The 17,855-nt window shown below is 45.5% G+C and carries 16 protein-coding genes; all 16 read right to left on the bottom strand.

Annotation, left to right across the window (positions count from 1 at the left end):
* Nucleotides 1–5 precede the first annotated feature (5 nt).
* Nucleotides 6–2,591 (bottom strand): DNA mismatch repair protein MutS, encoded by a 2,586-nt coding sequence (mutS, locus tag NYE62_RS08675; protein WP_342497480.1) that lies wholly within the window; start codon nucleotides 2,589–2,591, stop codon nucleotides 6–8.
* A 118-nt stretch (nucleotides 2,592–2,709) separates the two neighbouring features.
* On the bottom strand, nucleotides 2,710–3,255 hold the full coding sequence (gene cotE / locus NYE62_RS08670) for an outer spore coat protein CotE (RefSeq protein ID WP_003154111.1): 546 nt from the start codon (nucleotides 3,253–3,255) through the stop codon (nucleotides 2,710–2,712).
* A 252-nt stretch (nucleotides 3,256–3,507) separates the two neighbouring features.
* A complete protein-coding gene (locus NYE62_RS08665; protein ID WP_003154113.1) occupies nucleotides 3,508–3,939 on the bottom strand; it encodes a RicAFT regulatory complex protein RicA family protein in 432 nt (143 codons plus the stop codon).
* Between the two features lie 2 nt (nucleotides 3,940–3,941).
* Nucleotides 3,942–5,471, bottom strand: coding sequence for a tRNA (N6-isopentenyl adenosine(37)-C2)-methylthiotransferase MiaB (miaB, locus tag NYE62_RS08660; RefSeq protein WP_012117585.1), 1,530 nt, complete (start codon nucleotides 5,469–5,471; stop codon nucleotides 3,942–3,944).
* Between the two features lie 142 nt (nucleotides 5,472–5,613).
* Entirely contained in the window at nucleotides 5,614–6,792 is a 1,179-nt protein-coding gene (locus tag NYE62_RS08655; protein WP_029325912.1) for a glycine C-acetyltransferase, read from the bottom strand.
* 12 nt (nucleotides 6,793–6,804) lie between these two features.
* Complete coding sequence (tdh, locus tag NYE62_RS08650) at nucleotides 6,805–7,851, bottom strand: L-threonine 3-dehydrogenase (protein ID WP_342497366.1); 1,047 nt, start codon at nucleotides 7,849–7,851, stop codon at nucleotides 6,805–6,807.
* Between the two features lie 257 nt (nucleotides 7,852–8,108).
* Nucleotides 8,109–8,369: a stage V sporulation protein SpoVS gene (spoVS, locus tag NYE62_RS08645; RefSeq protein WP_003154135.1), complete on the bottom strand. Its 261-nt coding sequence runs from the start codon at nucleotides 8,367–8,369 to the stop codon at nucleotides 8,109–8,111.
* 199 nt (nucleotides 8,370–8,568) lie between these two features.
* Nucleotides 8,569–9,363, bottom strand: a complete 795-nt coding sequence (locus NYE62_RS08640) for a TIGR00282 family metallophosphoesterase (protein ID WP_003154137.1) — start codon at nucleotides 9,361–9,363, stop codon at nucleotides 8,569–8,571.
* Nucleotides 9,364–9,423: 60 nt separating this feature from the next.
* Entirely contained in the window at nucleotides 9,424–10,983 is a 1,560-nt protein-coding gene (gene rny, locus NYE62_RS08635; protein WP_003154140.1) for a ribonuclease Y, read from the bottom strand.
* A gap of 292 nt (nucleotides 10,984–11,275) precedes the next feature.
* The gene (locus NYE62_RS08630; RefSeq protein WP_342497365.1) at nucleotides 11,276–12,457 is read right to left on the bottom strand and encodes a serine hydrolase domain-containing protein; all 1,182 of its coding nucleotides are present in this window, start codon (nucleotides 12,455–12,457) and stop codon (nucleotides 11,276–11,278) included.
* Nucleotides 12,458–12,623: 166 nt separating this feature from the next.
* Nucleotides 12,624–13,667, bottom strand: coding sequence for a recombinase RecA (gene recA / locus NYE62_RS08625; RefSeq protein WP_060675476.1), 1,044 nt, complete (start codon nucleotides 13,665–13,667; stop codon nucleotides 12,624–12,626).
* A 170-nt stretch (nucleotides 13,668–13,837) separates the two neighbouring features.
* On the bottom strand, nucleotides 13,838–15,088 hold the full coding sequence (locus NYE62_RS08620) for a competence/damage-inducible protein A (RefSeq protein ID WP_015417497.1): 1,251 nt from the start codon (nucleotides 15,086–15,088) through the stop codon (nucleotides 13,838–13,840).
* 17 nt (nucleotides 15,089–15,105) lie between these two features.
* The gene (gene pgsA, locus NYE62_RS08615) at nucleotides 15,106–15,687 is read right to left on the bottom strand and encodes a CDP-diacylglycerol--glycerol-3-phosphate 3-phosphatidyltransferase (protein WP_007409821.1); all 582 of its coding nucleotides are present in this window, start codon (nucleotides 15,685–15,687) and stop codon (nucleotides 15,106–15,108) included.
* Between the two features lie 73 nt (nucleotides 15,688–15,760).
* Nucleotides 15,761–16,660, bottom strand: a complete 900-nt coding sequence (locus NYE62_RS08610) for a RodZ domain-containing protein (RefSeq protein ID WP_144664688.1) — start codon at nucleotides 16,658–16,660, stop codon at nucleotides 15,761–15,763.
* Between the two features lie 18 nt (nucleotides 16,661–16,678).
* Entirely contained in the window at nucleotides 16,679–17,470 is a 792-nt protein-coding gene (locus NYE62_RS08605; protein ID WP_003154149.1) for a YmfK family protein, read from the bottom strand.
* A gap of 127 nt (nucleotides 17,471–17,597) precedes the next feature.
* Complete coding sequence (locus NYE62_RS08600; protein ID WP_144664689.1) at nucleotides 17,598–17,855, bottom strand: DUF3243 domain-containing protein; 258 nt, start codon at nucleotides 17,853–17,855, stop codon at nucleotides 17,598–17,600.

Raw genomic sequence — 17,855 nt, 5'->3', positions numbered from 1 at the left:
TCTTTCTATTTTAATTTTTTTTGCAGCTTGTACATTTCATTCATCGCCTCAAGCGGCGTCATATCGAGAATATTGATTGACTTAAAAGCTTCAAGCACTTGTTTTTCTTTATTAGAAACAGCCGGTGCCTTCTGTTCTTTTTCACCGTCAGCAAAAAAGGACAGCTGTGCCGGTTCTTCTCTGACGGCGGACTTTTTCTCAGATACCGCCGGAAGCTCCGGTTTATCTCCCGTCTGCTCAAGCTGTTTCAAAATCTCCTGCGCGCGGCTGATCAGATCGTCCGGGAGCTCGGCAAGCTGGGCGACATGAATGCCGTAACTTTTATCTGCGGCTCCTTCTTTGATTTGATGGAGAAACACGACCGTTCCGTTATATTCCTCTGCGCGCACATGAACGTTTTTCAGCTGAGGAAGCTTATCTTCAAGCACCGTCAGCTCATGATAATGCGTGCTGAACAGTGTTTTAGCGCCGATATGATCATGGACATACTCAATAATCGCCTGTGCCAGCGCCATTCCGTCGTACGTTGATGTCCCGCGGCCGATTTCATCAAACAGGATCAGGCTGTCTTTTGTGGCGTTCACAATCGCGTTTTTCGCTTCCAGCATTTCCACCATAAAGGTGCTTTGTCCGGAAATCAAATCATCCGCTGCCCCGATTCTCGTGAAGATTTGATCAAAAATCGGCAGAACCGCTTCTTTTGCAGGCACAAAACAGCCGATCTGGGCCATGATCGATAAAAGTGCGATCTGTCTCATGTACGTGCTTTTACCTGACATATTCGGACCCGTAATCAGGAGCATTTCCCGCGAATCGCCCATCAGGCAGTTGTTCGGCACGTATTCTTGACTGTCCATCACCTTTTCAACGACGGGGTGTCTCCCTTCAATGACTTTTACTTCATTATCAGAAAAGACGGGCTTTGTGTAATGCCTGTTTTCACTGATCGTAGCAAAGCATTGCAGTGCGTCAAGCTCACTCATTTGTTTGGCAAGACGCTGCAAGCGCGGAATAAATTGTTTCACCTTTTCACGCAGTCCGGCAAAAAGCTCATATTCCAGCTCGCAGATGTTGTTTTCCGCTTCTAAAATAAGCGCTTCTTTTTCCTTCAATTCCGGCGTAATGTACCGTTCGGCGTTTGTGAGGGTCTGCTTCCGCTCATACCGTCCGTCTTCAAGCAGATGAAGGTTTGCTTTTGTGACTTCAATATAATAGCCGAACACTTTATTGAAACCGACCTTTAATGAACGGATGCCCGTATAAGCGCGTTCCTGCTGCTCCAGTCTGGCAATCCAGTCTTTACCGTTTTTGCTGGCGTCACGGTACTCATCGAGCTTCTGATGATAGCCGTCTTTAATTAAATTGCCTTCTTTTAACGATAACGGCGGGTTTTCATGAAGGGCTTCTTCTAACAGGTCAAGCAAATCTCCGCACGGATCAATCAAGCCGGCGCGTTCTTTTGCTTTTTTATGGTTAAGAGACCCTACAAGCTCTTTGATGCTCGGCACTTGTTTTAAAGATTCTTTCAGCTGGATTAAATCCCTTGCGTTGACGTTTCCGAATGCGACCCGGCCCGCCAGACGTTCTAAATCGTATACTTCTTTCAGGCGCTCTCGCAGATCTTCACGCTCAAACAGATGATTGATCAGCGTCTCGACCATTTCCTGGCGTTCTTCGATTTGGGATGCCCTGATCAGCGGGCGGTCAATCCATTGTTTGAGAAGCCGGCCGCCCATCGCTGTTTTCGTCTCGTCTAAAAGCCAAAGCAATGACCCTTTTTTGCTTTTCGAACGGATCGTTTCCGTCAGCTCAAGATTCCGTTTTGAATACAGGTCAATTTTCATCGCTTCTTCCAATTCATATACATGAACCGGCTGCAGATGATCCAGGCTCCGTTTTTGCGTTTTCTGCAAATACGTATATAAACGCATAAACGTCTCTGTCAGCTCTTCGCCCGGCAAGTGCTTTGCGATTTCAATGCGTTCTGTTATTTCCCCGTCTTCGATGGAAATCGTGGCGCCGCACCGTTCTTTCAGCTGAGCAGCTGTATGTTCGTTAAACTTGCTCGATACGACAATTTCCTTTGCGCCGACTGAGTAAATTTCTGACATGACATCTTCAATCCGCTCAATAAATACGGCCAGGTTTTCTCCGGTCGTTAAGTCCGATAAAGCGAGACCGTATCCGTCACGGAATTCGGAAACGGAAGCGATAAAGTTGTTTTCCGATTCATGAATGCCTTTTCCATCCATCACGGTTCCCGGTGTGATCAGCTGGACGACTTCTCTTTTCACAACGCCTTTAGCCGCCTTCGGATCTTCCGTCTGCTCACAGATCGCCACTTTATAACCCTTTTTAATCAGCTGTTCAATATAAGCCGCCGCGGAATGATACGGCACGCCGCACATCGGAATTTTATCAGCCGAACCTCCGTCTCTGCTTGTCAGTGTAATTTCAAGCTCTTGTGACGCTTTTTTTGCATCTTCAAAAAACATTTCATAAAAGTCACCAAGCCGAAAAAATAAAAAGGCATCTTGGTGCTCTGCCTTTATCTTCAAGTATTGCTGTATCATAGGCGTGTAACTAGCCATCATTTAATCCCTCACTATGTATCTTCTCTTATCCGAATCCCATTATAACATAAACAAAAGAGTGATATCTTTATATATAAAAAAGAGACTTGGGGTGTTAAACTCCCCTAGCCTCAACTTATTCTTCAGGATCTCCGACTAAAAATTCAGGGTTAATGTCCTCTAATTCTTCATCAAGATCGTCTTCCCAATCATCATCATCGTCTTCTTCCCAGTCAGGATTGACTTCGACGACGACTTTCGTTTCACCGACCACTTCTGCTAAAAATTCTCTCTCTGCCTGAACCACGATTTTATTTCCGTTAGGAGAAATGGTGACTTCAAGACAATTCGGCTGCTGCAGCACTTTGGCAATGACTTCGTGTTCGTCATCTAAGTAATTTGTGTCTCTGTATCTGAGTTTAATCACATCGACATACTTTACTCTCTCGGTTACAACTTCCGTTTTTGTATTATCGGCGTAAGAGTACCAGACGTTTATATCATAATACCCTTCAATTTCTACAGTCTTCCCGATCTTTTCGGCATCGTACTTGTGGTTGATAATCCAGCCGCCCAATATACTTGACGGTTTTTCTCCAGGTGAGATCGTGTTGGTGCATTGGGTGAATTTTCTTCCTTTCGCAACTACCGCTTTCGTAATAATTTCCCTGTATTCAGACATTCCGGCAGGCCTCCTTGTTCTTCTTCGTGTTATCTTATGCTGGGCATTTGTCTCATGTGCATTTTTATAATAAAAATATAAAAATACAAAGTTTCTGTTTCATTGTATGCAGCCCTGCCCAGAAACTTTACCTTTAAGTATGATAAAACTTTCCAGTAAAATGGGACAAAACGGTGAGTCAATGAAACTTTAGTACATATTACAATTAGTTCTCAACCAGCAAAAAAACACGGGCCGATGAAGGCCCCGTGTTTAAATAGAACAGCTGTTATTCGAATGTTTTACTTTTGAACCGGTTTCTCCCGTCAGCAGGTTGCCTCCGGTAGATGTAATGATTTCGTTTGTCACCTGATTTGAGATCGTATGTGCGACAAGCTGAAGAAGGTCATTGACCTCAATCTGGGAATCTCTGAATTCCTGAATGATCGGAATCCCTTCAAGTTCTTCCTGCAGGGCGTCAATTTTACTTTCCACTTGTTTCAGCGCTTCAAGCTTTTCGTAGTGCTTCAGGTTAACGGCTTGCTTTTGCAGGGTTTTAATCTGATTAATAATCGCAGAGACTTTTTCATTTTCGTTAATCTGCGCCTCGGCGCGTTTGAAAAAATCAACTTCTTCTGTTTCAGAAATCATTTTCGCAAGGTTCCTAGCCTGCTGTACAATGTCTTTCTTTGAGTAAAGCGTCATTATTATTTCACCTCGATTGCTTCTCCTGCCATCACACCGTCAAGCGACCATGTTTTCGCCTGTTCGATTTTGACGCGTACAATCTTGCCGATGGCGTCTTTCGGCCCTTTGAAGTTGACGAGCTTGCTTTTTTCCGTATAGCCGGCAAGAATGTCAGGGTTATTTTTGCTTTCTCCCTCAACTAATACTTCGACAGTCCTGCCTTCATATTCCTTCATTTTTTTGGCTGAAATTTCTTTCACCAAATCATTGAGGCGCTGAAGACGTTCTTTCTTGACCCTCATCGGAACATTGTCTTTCATCTTCGCTGCCGGCGTGCCTTCACGAGGAGAGTAAATAAACGTATATGCGCTGTCAAATTCCACTTCGCGATATAACGAAAGCGTTTCTTCAAATTGTTCATCGGTTTCATTCGGAAAACCGACAATAATATCGGTCGTCAGTGAAGCGTTCGGCATCGCCGCTTTAATTTTTCCGACAAGCTCCAGATAGCGTTCTCTGTCATATTTGCGCGCCATCATTTTTAACATCGCTGAGCTTCCTGATTGAACCGGAAGATGGATATGGTCAAGAAGGTTGCCGCCTTTGGCGAGCACTTCGATCAGATGATCATCAAAGTCACGCGGATGACTCGTCGTGAATCGGATTCTCGGAATATCAATTTTACGCAGTTCGTCCATTAAATCACCGAGACCGTACGTCATATCCTCAAAATCTTTTCCGTACGCATTCACGTTTTGACCGAGCAGCGTGATTTCTTTATAGCCTTCGCTTGCAAGTCTTCTGACTTCCTGGATAATTTCCTCAGGACGGCGGCTTCGTTCTTTTCCGCGGGTATACGGTACGATGCAGTATGTGCAGAACTTGTCACAGCCGTACATAATGTTGACCCAGCCTTTAATTTTTCCGTTGCGGACTTTCGGAAGGTTTTCAATGACATCCCCTTCCTTCGACCACACTTCAATGACCATCTCTTTTGATAAATATGCCTCTGATAACAGTTCCGGCAGACGGTGAATGTTGTGCGTGCCGAAAATCATATCGACAAACGGGTGCTTCTTAAGGATGCGGTTTACGACTGATTCTTCCTGTGACATGCAGCCGCAGACGCCGAGAATCAAGTCCGGGTTATTTTTTTTGAGCGCCTTTAAATGGCCGAGCTCGCCGAACACTTTGTTTTCAGCATTTTCCCGGATAGCGCAAGTGTTTAATAAAATAACGTTCGCGTCATCAACCGAATTTGTCGCTTCATAACCGAGCGCCATAAAAATACCCGCCATGACTTCCGTATCATGCTCGTTCATTTGGCATCCGTACGTGCGGATATAAAATTTCCTGCCTTCACCGAGGCCTTTAAATTCTTCTGAGATTTTAAAATCGTTATGATATTGAACGGATTCTTTGCCCCGTTTTTTCGCATCTTTTAAAGAAGGCGGAATATATACGGCTTCAAAATACTTGCTGTAATCCTTTTCGGATGTTTTGTCCGCCGGATTCACTTGTCCGCTTTCCTGCTTTTGCTTTTCATTCATGTTCGAATGTCTCCTTTCAACCGAAACTTCCACCCTCAAGTATACTGGTTAAAAGCGTATGACACAACCGCCAGCCTATTATTGTACACCTTATTGAGAATAAGAATCAATAAGAAATAAAAAAGAGGGAATCATTTCCCCCTTACACAAGCTGCAGCTCTTTTGCGGCTGAACGGATTACTTCCAGGGCCCGGTCAAGCTCCTCTTTTGTATGCTCCGCCGTAATAATGGTGCGGATTCTCGCTTTTCCTTGGGCGACCGTCGGATACACGATGCTTTGTGCAAAGACGCCGCGGGTCAATAAAAGGTCTGATAATGCCTGGGCTTTTTCTTCCTCCCCTATTAATATCGGCACGATCGGTGTTTCGCTTTTTGTGAGGGTCAGCCCCATTTGAACCAGTTTGTCTTTGAAATACGCCGTGTTCTCCCATAGCTTTTCCATATGCTCCGGCTCTTCCAGCAGGACGTCAATGGCTTCTATACATGCGGCCGTTACCGCAGGCGGATGAGAAGTGCTGAATAAGAAAGGACGCCCTTTATGGCGCAGGTAATCGATCAGAACCTGCGACCCTGCGGCATAACCGCCAAGCACTCCGATGGCTTTGCTTAATGTGCCCACCTGTATGTGGACTCTTCCGTCAAGCCCGAAGTGATTAACCGTTCCCCTTCCGTTTTTTCCGAGTACGCCGGAAGCATGCGCGTCGTCGACCATCACAAAGGCATCGTACGCCTCTGCAAGTTTGACGATGTCAGGCAAAGGAGCGATGTTGCCGTCCATTGAGAATACGCCGTCGGTGACGATCAGGCGCATGCGGTAATTCATTGATTTTTTCAGCACCCTTTCCAAATCGTCCATATCAACATGGCGGTACACCTTTTTATCTGCTTTCGTCAGCCTGATCCCGTCAATAATGGAAGCATGGTTCAGTTCGTCAGAGATCACGATATCTTCTTTTGTAAGAATGCTTGATAAAACGCCCTGATTCGTTGTGAACCCCGATTGAAAAACAAGTGCCGCTTCTGTTTTTTTAAAGTTTGCCAATTTTTTCTCCAGCTCATTGTGCATTGTGAATGTTCCGGCGATTGTCCGGACGGACCCCGTACCCGCTCCGAATTCTTCCGCGGCGCGTTTGGCCGCTTCGACAAGCCTTGGATGCGACGTCAAACCGAGATAATTGTTCGATGAAAGCTGTATCACGTTTTCCCCTTTGACTTCCACCGACGGACCCTGCTTCGTTTCAATTTGTTTCATTTGCTGCCACGTTTTATTTTCTTTCATTTTATCAAGCTCGGCTTTTAGAAATTCAAATTCTTTCATTATAGAACCCTCCCCTTATGGAATCAAAATGACTTTGCCGCACTGGCCCTTTCTCATCAGGTCAAACCCTTTTTCAAAGTCTTCAAGCGGAAACTGATGCGTGATCACCGGCGTCAGATCAACAAGGCCGGATTCAAGCAGGTGCGATACCTGCCGCCATGTTTCAAACATTTTTCTGCCTGTGATGCCTTGGACGGTAAGTCCTTTAAACACCACGTCATTTGTCAGGTCAACCGTCACCGGACGTTCTGGCAGACTCAGCATATGGAACCTTCCCCCGTTGGCCGCCATCTTTAATCCTTGTGCGATAGCTGCCGGGTGGCCTGACATTTCGCAGACAAGGTCGATTCCTTCTCCGCCTGTTAAGGTGTCGATCACCTCAAGCGGATCTTCCTTATCAGCTGAAATGGTGATCGCAGCTCCCAATTTCTTCGCAAGAGCCAGCCTGTAATCATTTTTATCAATCGCCGCAATACGGGATGCACCGGCCGCTTTAGCCACCGCCACCGCCATCAGCCCGATCGGTCCGCAGCCGATAATTGCAGCGGAACCGCCCGCAAGCTGGCTGCTTTCCAGCACCGTATGCACCGCGTTGCCAAGCGGCTCTTGAACAGAAGCGACGGCGGGGTCCATATCAGCGGGATTTTTCCAAACATTTCGAGCCGGCACTTTGACATATTCAGCGAAGGAACCGGCTGTATCTACGCCGAGGATCTTTGTATGGGTGCACACATGATGTTTTCCTGTTAAACAAGGGACACAAGTACCGCAGACGAAGTGGGTTTCAGCCGAAACGTAGTCACCTATTTTGACATTTGTGACGTGCTTGCCCGTTTCCGCTATGATACCGCTGAATTCATGTCCGAATACTTGAGGTGTTTTGATTCGTTTCTGCGCCCATTGATCCCAATTATAAATATGCACATCTGTACCGCATATAGATGCGGCCTGTACTTTAATGAGAACTTCATTCTCATTAATGGAAGGTATGGGAATTTCTTTCAGAGTTGCTCCGAAAGCGTTTTCATTTTTGACGATAGCTTTCATCTTTCCTCCCAACATGTACACTCCTCCTCGAAAAAACACTGTAATAACTGGATTGTAACATGAGATAAAAAGGAGGTAAACACCAGTGTCCACTCCGAGAAAACAACTGCTTCCGTCCGAAAAAATGGGCGGGATTTTTTTTGAATATTATATGAATAAAGCCATTTATCATCTCTTCGTACTATCAATATAATATTGTGAGAAAATATGACAACAATAAAAACAACCCGCTCGCCTTACGCAAGCAGGTTGAGAATGTCATGTTTTTGTTTTTAACGGGGTTCAACGATTAACTTAATCGCCGTTCTTTCTTCTCCGTCAATCTGTATATCTGTAAAAGCCGGAATACAAATCAAATCTACGCCGCTTGGCGCGACAAAGCCTCTGGCAATCGCAACCGCTTTAACAGCCTGATTTAAGGCACCCGCCCCAATTGCTTGAATTTCGGCGGCTCCGCGTTCCCTCAATACACCGGCAAGCGCGCCTGCTACTGAATTTGGACTTGATTTTGCTGAAACTTTTAAGATTTCCATTTCTGCTCCCCCTTAGTTTTACAATGGATAAGTGAGTGTTCATTAGAACAATCATTATTAGATGTTGCTATCCAAAAAGCCATCCCCACAATGCTTTTCAAAAATAGCGGGCTACCTTCCATTTCTACTATATTCACTAAGAAGTTGCTATATTCCTGCTTTTCCTTTTAATATTTTTATAAAATAAACACATGATCACCTATTCAAAGAACATATGGTCATCATTGATTAATATCCGTTCGATATTTACGGCCTTTTTCGTTTGATCGTCGATGTCAATGAGCACTCCGCTCAGCGTAGTTTTACCTTCCGCCACCGTAAACCGGACAGGAAGATTGGTTTTAAACCGCTTGATGACCGTTTCTCTGTCCATACCAAGAATTCCGTCGTACGGACCCGTCATGCCTACATCAGTAATATATGCTGTTCCTTTCGGCAAAATGCGGTTATCTGCCGTTTGCACGTGTGTATGGGTGCCTACCACGGCAGAGGCTCTTCCGTCTGTGTACCAGCCGATTGCAATTTTTTCGCTTGTCGCTTCGGCGTGAAAATCAATAAAAATGTACGGCGTGCGCTTTTTCGCTTCTTCTATTAATTCATCCGCTTTAGCAAACGGATCATCAAGCGGCGGAAGAAACGTCCGCCCCTGTAAATTAATGACGGCAAGCTCTTTTCCGTTCGATTTAATATAAGTAATGCCTTTGCCCGGCGTACCTTCCGGGAAATTCGCCGGCCGGACAAGATGCGGCACATCATCAATAAAGTCGAAGATCTCTCTTTTATCCCACGTATGGTTTCCCATTGTAATGGCATCTGCTCCCGCTTCCATCAGGCTGTGGTAGATCTTTTCTGTCAGTCCTTTTCCATGTGCTGCATTTTCTCCGTTAATAATTGTAAAATGCGGTTTATGTTTTGCTTTCAGTTTCGGGACATATTCTTTTACCATGTCGCGGCCAGGGGAACCGACAACATCTCCGATAAATAAAATTCTCATACATTCCATTCCTTCCTTTTCAGGGACTCAAAAAAATAAAGTGATGCGCTAAGCATCACTTTATTTTGCATACTCTACGGCTCGAGTTTCTCTGATTACGGTCACTTTAATGTGGCCCGGATAATCAAGCTCGTCCTCAATTCGTTTACGGATATCACGTGCCAAACGATGGGCTTCTAAATCATTAATGGAGTCCGGCTTCACCATGATGCGAACTTCACGGCCGGCCTGAATCGCAAATGATTTTTCAACACCTTCGTAAGACTCGGAGATTTCTTCAAGCTTTTCAAGTCTGCGGATATAGTTTTCGAGCGTTTCACTTCTCGCGCCCGGTCTTGCGGCTGACAGTGCATCAGCGGCAGCGACCAGAACGGCGATAATGGAAGTCGGCTCTTCGTCTCCGTGGTGTGACGCAATACTGTTAATGACGACTGGATGCTCTTTATATTTGGTCGCAAGCTCCACTCCGATTTCCACGTGGCTTCCTTCCACTTCATGGTCAATTGCTTTTCCGATGTCATGCAGAAGACCGGCCCGCTTGGCAAGCTTTGCATCTTCTCCAAGCTCGGAAGCCATTAAACCTGCTAAAAACGCAACTTCCATTGAATGTTTCAGTACGTTCTGCCCGTAGCTTGTACGGAATTTCAACCGGCCGAGGATCTTGATCAGATCCGGGTGGAGTCCGTGAACGCCGACTTCAAACGTCGTCTGCTCACCCATTTCCCGGATATAGTCATCTACCTCACGGCGGGATTTTTCAACCATTTCTTCAATGCGCGCCGGGTGAATACGGCCATCCTGAACGAGTTTATCAAGAGCGATTCTTGCCGTCTCCCGTCTGATCGGATCAAATCCGGAAAGAATGACTGCTTCAGGTGTGTCATCAATAATCAGGTCAATACCTGTAAGCGTTTCAAGCGTACGAATGTTACGCCCTTCACGGCCGATGATACGTCCTTTCATCTCATCATTCGGAAGATTGACGACCGATACCGTCGTTTCGGCAACATGATCTGCTGCACAGCGCTGCAAAGCAAGCGACAGAATGTTTTTCGCCTTTTTATCTGCCTCTTCTTTCGCACGGTTTTCGGTTTCTTTTGTCATGATGGCGATGTCATGTGAAAGCTCATTTTCAACCCGGTCAAGAATGATTTGTTTCGCTTCATCCCGTGTCAGGCTCGAAATGCGTTCGAGTTCTGACTGCTGCATACGAATCATCTCATCCACTTTGCTTTCCATCTCTTCAATATGTTGTTGTCGTTCATTCAGAGAATGATCTTTCTTCTCCAACATCGCTTCCCGTTTATCAATTCCTTCATGTTTACGGTCAAGATTTTCTTCTTTTTGAAGTAAACGGTTTTCTTGTTTTTGAAGCTCATTTCGTCTTTCACGAACTTCCTGTTCAGCATCTATTCGAAGTGTATGGATTTCGTCCTTTGCTTCAAGCAGAGCTTCTTTTTTCAGTGCTTCAGCATCACGCTTTGCATCTTCAAGGATTTGCTCGGCAGCACCGCGTGCGCCCGCAATCTTTGCTTCGGCAATGGTTTTACGAACATAGTAGCCAACAACTAAACCGAGCAGAGTCAGCAAAATGGAGATGAGAACCGTCATTGGGGTCATACTTTCACCTCCTCTTGCTATGAACTTGGTTTTTGCTTAAATAAGTGCCGGCATGTACATTGTCTGATTTTCTCAACATACAGAACCTTCACAGGGAATGAGTCTCTCATGCCCTTGTCAAGTTTAAATGGTTTAACAATCATGTTAAAAAAACAAATGTTACAACTTCATTGTAATTGTGTCGGAAATACTTGTCAAGCTTGCCAGCTTAACGATTCGCCTTCAGCTCGGATCTTCGCCCATGTATATATCATACCATACCTTCATCCGCTTTTCGTGAATGACGGCTCTGTTAGTCCGGCTGGTTAAGCAATTGGTAAATTCTATTGTTTACCTGTCCTAATTTGGCGTTATTCTGAATGTTTGACAGTAATATGACATATTTGCTTGCCGAATGGCTGAAGCTGTTCAAAATGTTGTAACCGGGCATAACACCGTGATTGGAATAGCTTCCCGGATCAATGTAAAACCCCATGCCGTAAGCGGCACTGCTTCCTGCTGTAAACATTTTTGTGAAACTTTCTTTTGAAAGGAGCGTGCCGTTTACGATCGCTTTATCAAATTTATAGAGATCTTCAGCACTCATATACATGTCGCCCGCCCCGTACAGCTGCGATAAGTCCAAAAGGTGCGGCGTTACAAGACTGCCGCTCTCATCGACTTTGTAGCCGACGGCAGGATATTTGGCTTTGGCAAATGTTTTGTAAAATCCGGCATGCTTCATTCCGGCCGGTTTGAACACGTGTTCTTTTATATATTGATCATAAGACTCCCCGCTGACTTGAGATACGATATAAGCAAGCACTGAATAGTTGGAATCCCTGTAATCCCAAACCCCGGGCTGCCGTTTAATTCCGCGGTATTCTATATCCTTGATTAAATCAATTGGAGAAATCGGTCCCTGTCCCTCAATATGCCCGTTTATGCCGGACGTATGATTGAGCAGGTTTTTCAATGTAATGCGCGTGCCGTTAGGAAAATTCGGCAAGTATGTACTGACGGGGTCACTCGTCTGCAGCAGCCCTTTTTCTTCAAGCTGCAGGACAGCCGTCGCGATTAACGCTTTTTGTGAAGAACCGATATAATATGATGTCTCCGGATTGTTTTTAATTTTTTGTTTTCGGTCCGCATAGCCAAAGCCTTTTTTCAGCACAACTTTTCCATCTTTTACGATCATTGCCGTGCCGCTGAACCCGATCTGTTGCAAGTAATTGCTGATCTGTTTATTGTGATCGATTGATTTAGGTGTTTTCTCTTTTTGCGTCTTTTCTTTTTTCTGTTGAGTCTGGTCTTTTGAAGTATCAGATTGAGCGGCGGGAGCGTTTTTAACGGATTCCTTCTCCCGGTGATGCGCCGTGACGGTCCAGATCATAATAAAAACAGTGACAAGCAGCAGAAAAAGAAACAGCCCTCCCGTTTTCATCAGCTTCTTCTTTCTTTTTTTGTTAATTCTTGTGCGGCGGGGGCTCGTCATCTTTTTTCCTCCTCAGATATAATTTCAACTTTCGCCATGATGTTAGACGAGTGAAGGGTGAAAAAAGTTGTAACATTTCAGATAAAATTTTCCGAAACAGCCAGTGTTTTTTTAAACACACAAAAAAAGAGCGGAAATTGCTTATTCCGCCCTTTTGATCGTGCTTTTATTCTTCTAATTCCATCTCTTCCTGAACTTCTTCCGCTTTGTCCGTTACACCGTTATTGTCTAAACCGTAATGTTCACGGATTTGTTCCTGAATCATCAGCATGATGTCTTTATTTTCTTTTAAGAACTGCTTGGCGTTTTCACGGCCCTGACCGAGGCGTTCTTCTTCATAAGAATACCACGAACCGCTTTTTTGCACGATATCCAGTTCAGTTCCAAGGTCGATGATTTCCCCTTCTTTGGAGATTCCTTCACCGTACATAATGTCCACTTCAGCCGTACGGAACGGAGGAGCGACTTTGTTTTTTACGACTTTAATTCTCGTTTTATTCCCCATCACGTCGTTGCCCTGCTTTAATTGCTCGGCACGGCGCACTTCAAGGCGCACGGAAGAATAGAATTTCAGCGCGCGGCCGCCCGGTGTCGTCTCCGGATTTCCGAACATAACGCCGACTTTTTCACGAATCTGGTTAATAAAGATTGCGATTGTTTTAGATTTATTGATGGCGCCGGAAAGCTTACGGAGCGCCTGAGACATGAGACGCGCCTGTAAACCGACGTGTGAATCACCCATGTCACCTTCAATTTCAGCTTTTGGAACAAGCGCCGCAACAGAGTCAACGACTACGATATCAACAGCTCCGCTTCGCACCAGCGCTTCAGCAATCTCTAGCGCCTGCTCTCCCGTATCCGGCTGAGAAAGCAGAAGCTCTTCGATATTGACACCGAGCTTTTGCGCGTAAACAGGATCAAGAGCATGCTCAGCATCAATAAATGCTGCCTGTCCGCCTTTTTCCTGAACCTCAGCGATTGCGTGAAGCGCTACAGTCGTTTTACCTGAGCTTTCAGGTCCGTATACTTCAATAATCCGTCCGCGCGGGTATCCGCCTATTCCGAGAGCGGTATCAAGTGCAAGGGAACCGCTTGGCACCGTTGAAATTCTTGTATCCGTTTTTTCTCCGAGCTTCATGATGGAACCTTTGCCGAATTGTTTTTCTATTTGCTTAAGAGCCATATCTAAGGCTGCCTGACGATCACTCATTTATTTTTTCCTCCTTTATCTTGCCACTACATATACTATACCTTGTTTACTGGCATTTGCCAAGAAAAAAGCGAACGCATATTCGGATTTTTTCCGCGTTCGCTTTTCTGCAAAAGAGCATAATTTCCCTTGTAAAACTTAAAAATCAGAGAAAACGCCTCTTTAAAACTTTATTTTTGATCCAGCATTTTCAAAATGAGATGGCAGCCGTATTTAGCGGCGCGCTTTCTGATTCCGGTTCTTGAGCCGGCAAAGTTAAATTCGTGCACCTCTTCTTTTCCTTCCGCCGCAATGCCGATGAAGACGCGGCCCGGCGCATGCCCTTCCTGCGGGTCGGGACCCGCCACCCCGGTAAAGCTGATGCCGATATCGCTTCCGGTCAGCTTTCTCACACCGGCTGCAAGCTCTTTCGCACACTCTTTGCTGACCGCTCCGCTTTCTGCGAGCGTCTCAGCTTTCACGCCGAGCACATGCTGTTTCACGCTGTCGGAATAACAGACAACGCCCCCTGCAAATAGTTGAGACGCACCGCTTAAATCAGTCACCCACTCTGAAAACAGGCCGCCTGTAAAGCTTTCGGCAGAAGAAATCGTAATTCCGTTTTGTCTGCATGCTTTTGAAAGCTCCTTCACCAGAGACGTATCATCATATCCGTAGAAAAATTCACCGACACGTTCTAAAATGGCGGCTTCCGTTTCTTTTAAAAGCCGTTCTGTTTCTTTTTCGTCCGCATGTTTCGCCGTTAAACGCAGCGTGACCTCTCCGTCAGCAGCGAGCGGCGCAATCGTCGGGTTCGTCTGCGCATCAATAATATCTTCTAAATCAGCTTCAAGCTGGGATTCACCGATTCCGAAAAACCGCAGCACGGTTGAAACGATTTTCTCATTAGAACCGAGCCTTTTAAGAAGCAGCGGCTTCGCTTCATTTTCAAACATCGGACGCAGCTCGCTCGGCGGCCCGGGAAGCAGCATATAAAGCCTTGAGCCGTGCTCTGCAAGCATTCCAGGCGCCATGCCGAAATGATTCGCCAAAACGTCTGAGCCCTCAATGACGAGCGCCTGTTTGCGGTTATTCGGCGACATGGTCCGTTTTGTTTTCGCGAAATATTCTTCGATCGACCGGAATGCTTCGTCATTCAGAACGAGCGGACGCCCCAGTGTGTTTGCAATGGTTTCTTTCGTCAAATCGTCCTTGGTCGGTCCGAGGCCGCCTGAAAAAATAATCAGGTCTGAGCGCTCTTCGGCAATGCGGATGACTTGCTTAAGCCGCTCCGGATTGTCACCGACAGCGGTATGATAAAACACGTTTACACCGATTTCCGCCAGCTCTTTACTGATAAACTGCGCGTTCGTATTGGCGATCTGGCCGAGCAGAAGCTCCGAGCCGACTGCAATGATTTCTGCTTTTTTTGCTATTTCCATCTTTAAGTCCTTCTTTCTTAGTTAGATGTTTTTAACGCATCCCAGTTCTTCGCAAAATAATCCCAGCCGGAAATGACTGTGAAGAGCACGGCCACCCATAAAGCGATATCGCCGAACGGGAAAGAAACGAGCTCAAACGGAAGATTATGCAGCAAAAGCGCGGCAACAGCGATGATCTGAGCCCATGTTTTAATTTTCCCCAGCATATTGGCGGCTACAACTTCCCCCGTTCCCGCCAGCACAAGTCTTAATCCCGTTACGGCAAATTCGCGGCTGATGATGATGATGACCATCCACGCCGGCGCAAGATCAAACTGCACAAGCGTAATTAATGCCGCGGACACCAGCAGTTTGTCAGCCAGCGGATCTAAAAATTTCCCGAAGTTTGTCACGAGGTTCAGTTTTCTGGCGTAGTAGCCATCCACCCAGTCAGTCGTTGATGCGATAATGAACAAAACAGCTCCCGTAAGATGCGCGACCGGAATCGATTCATCCCCTATATGAACACTGCCCCACTGAAAAGGAACAAGCATGATAATCATAAATACAGGAATTAAAGCGATTCTTGCCAGTGTGATTTTATTCGGTAAGTTAAACATAAAGCCCCTCCAATATATGTACTCGGACGTGAAGAAAAAGTCATCTTAATCGTTCAGATGACTTTTTCCCCTTTTATTTTTTCATCTTGATTGTGATGGTCTGCGCCATCACATCATGCGGATTGAGTTCATAGGACAGAACCTCTCCGTTGATTTTAATTTTCAGGTTAGGGGCATAGCCCGTGCGGATTTCAATCTGCTTTTGATCCGTGACGTCTTTTTTAAAGGTTTCGCCTTTTTGCAGCGTTCCTTCTTTTAAAGAACCGCCGCTGTCATCACGGACGCGGATCCATGCGCTGTCAGAAGCAATCAGTTCAAGCTTATACTTATCTGTCCCGGAGACGTTGTATGAAGAAGCCGAGCCTTCCGTTCCGGCCGCTTTGATCTCTGTCTTTTCACTGCTTTTTTCTTTCTTTTTCTGCTCTGACGCTTTTGTGTCCTTTTTGTCTTTCTTGCTGTCAGATTGCGCTTCGTCATTTGTATTGCCGTCGTTTTTCAGCGCAGAATCCTTAGGAATCTCATACTTGCTCTCACTTTGGGTGACGGCTTTATCTCCGTCTGTCTGCCCGGATTTGCTCATTCCGAGCTGAATAATCGCATAAATGATCGCGATGACGATAATGACACCGATGACGACAAGGACGGTCGGAAGCCATTCCGCCGCCTTTGAAGCGGACTTAGGAAGCTCCCTTTGCATGGCGAGACCGGAGATTTTTTCCGACACATCGTCATGGTACGTGTTAGGGATGTCTTTTTTATATTCTTCAAATAACTGATCTGAATCAAGCCCGACAGCTTCAGCGTATTGCTTGATAAACGCCCGCACATAAAAATTGCCGGGAATGACGTCATAATTGCCTTCTTCCAGAGCGGTTAAGTATCTTTTCTGAATTTTCGTCGCCGCCTGGAGTTCATCCAACGACATCCCTTTTTCCTCTCTGGCTTCTTTAAGCCGGATTGCTAATTCTGTCACAACAAACACCTTCCAATATTAAAAATCAAAGCTTGAAAAACCGGTCTGATCAAACATTTGCGGTTCTTCTGCATGTTCATATGTAATGACTTCGTCAGGATCATTTCTGAGTTCGATAATATAATCGAAATCATCGAGCGTATACTCCGAATTTTGAACAAAAATATCAGGGTGCTCCACGACCTTTGTCGCCGGAAGCCGCATAATTTCACTGACGAGCTGAAGATGGCGCTCAGATCCCCGTCTTGTCGAAACGATGCCGTCGAGGATAAACACGTTTTCCGTGCTGTATTCATCGGCAACCAGTTGGCTCCGGATCGTTTGTTTTAGCAGCGTTGATGATACGAAAAGCCATCTTTTGCTGGCACAAACGCTTGACGCAACGATGGACTCCGTTTTCCCGACCCTCGGCATTCCCCGGATTCCGATCAGTTTGTGCCCTTCTTTTTTAAACAGCTCGGCCATAAAGTCAACCAGAAGACCGAGCTCGTCCCTTTCAAAACGGAAGGTTTTTTTGTCATCGGCATCACGCTGAATGTATCTTCCGTGGCGGACTGCGAGACGGTCGCGAAGCCTCGGTTCTCTCAGCTTCGTTACTTTAATGGTCTCCATTGTTTTTAAAATTGATTCCAATCGTTTAATTTGATCTATATGCCGGCATCTGAGCAGCATTCCCCTTCTGGAAAGGTCGACACCGTTAATTGTGACAATATTAATTGACAGCATCCCGAGAAGAGATGAAATATCCCCGAGCAGGCCGGGGCGGTTCACTTGAATTTCATATTCAAAATACCATTCGAGCTTTGCCAAATGATATACCCCCTCCATTGTGGCAAATTTTTACCTTCCTTTATCATAAAACATTTTTCTCTAATTAGAAAGAAGAATGTTGCTCTATAGAGGAAAACATAAAAAAAGAGAGGAGAAATCCCCCCTCTTAATGAGTGCTGTTATTTTCAACAAGCTTCACCATCATATTTGCGATGGCGCGCTGTTCATCTTCAGAAGCAACACTCCAAAGATCAGCAAGCACTTTTTCCTGATGGTTTTTCGAGTCGACTTCGTTCGCAAGGTAGCCGCCGATTTCTGTAGCGAGGTCAGTGATCGTATCATCACTCATCCCTTTTTCCTGCGCATAGTTCAATCTGTCGCCAAGGAAATTCTTCCAATTATCCCAGTTTTCTAATACTGACAT

The organism is Bacillus sp. FSL K6-2861 (assembly GCF_038630725.1).
Lineage (GTDB): Bacteria > Bacillota > Bacilli > Bacillales > Bacillaceae > Bacillus > Bacillus velezensis.
The sequence above is the reverse complement of the archived record's forward strand: the minus strand, read 5'-3'. Positions and strand labels throughout refer to the sequence as shown.

Bases quoted from the DNA above. Each gene is read 5' to 3' on its own strand.
- mutS (WP_342497480.1), bottom strand. From the start codon at position 2,591: ATGGCTAGTTACACGCCTATGATACAGCAATACTTGAAGATAAAGGCA.
- cotE (WP_003154111.1), bottom strand. From the start codon at position 3,255: ATGTCTGAATACAGGGAAATTATTACGAAAGCGGTAGTTGCGAAAGGA.
- NYE62_RS08665 (WP_003154113.1), bottom strand. From the start codon at position 3,939: ATGACGCTTTACTCAAAGAAAGACATTGTACAGCAGGCTAGGAACCTT.
- miaB (WP_012117585.1), bottom strand. From the start codon at position 5,471: ATGAATGAAAAGCAAAAGCAGGAAAGCGGACAAGTGAATCCGGCGGAC.
- tdh (WP_342497366.1), bottom strand. From the start codon at position 7,851: ATGTTGGGAGGAAAGATGAAAGCTATCGTCAAAAATGAAAACGCTTTC.
- spoVS (WP_003154135.1), bottom strand. From the start codon at position 8,369: ATGGAAATCTTAAAAGTTTCAGCAAAATCAAGTCCAAATTCAGTAGCA.
- NYE62_RS08640 (WP_003154137.1), bottom strand. From the start codon at position 9,363: ATGAGAATTTTATTTATCGGAGATGTTGTCGGTTCCCCTGGCCGCGAC.
- rny (WP_003154140.1), bottom strand. From the start codon at position 10,983: ATGACCCCAATGACGGTTCTCATCTCCATTTTGCTGACTCTGCTCGGT.
- NYE62_RS08630 (WP_342497365.1), bottom strand. From the start codon at position 12,457: ATGACGAGCCCCCGCCGCACAAGAATTAACAAAAAAAGAAAGAAGAAG.
- recA (WP_060675476.1), bottom strand. From the start codon at position 13,667: ATGAGTGATCGTCAGGCAGCCTTAGATATGGCTCTTAAGCAAATAGAA.
- NYE62_RS08620 (WP_015417497.1), bottom strand. From the start codon at position 15,088: ATGGAAATAGCAAAAAAAGCAGAAATCATTGCAGTCGGCTCGGAGCTT.
- pgsA (WP_007409821.1), bottom strand. From the start codon at position 15,687: ATGTTTAACTTACCGAATAAAATCACACTGGCAAGAATCGCTTTAATT.
- NYE62_RS08600 (WP_144664689.1), bottom strand. From the start codon at position 17,855: ATGTCAGTATTAGAAAACTGGGATAATTGGAAGAATTTCCTTGGCGAC.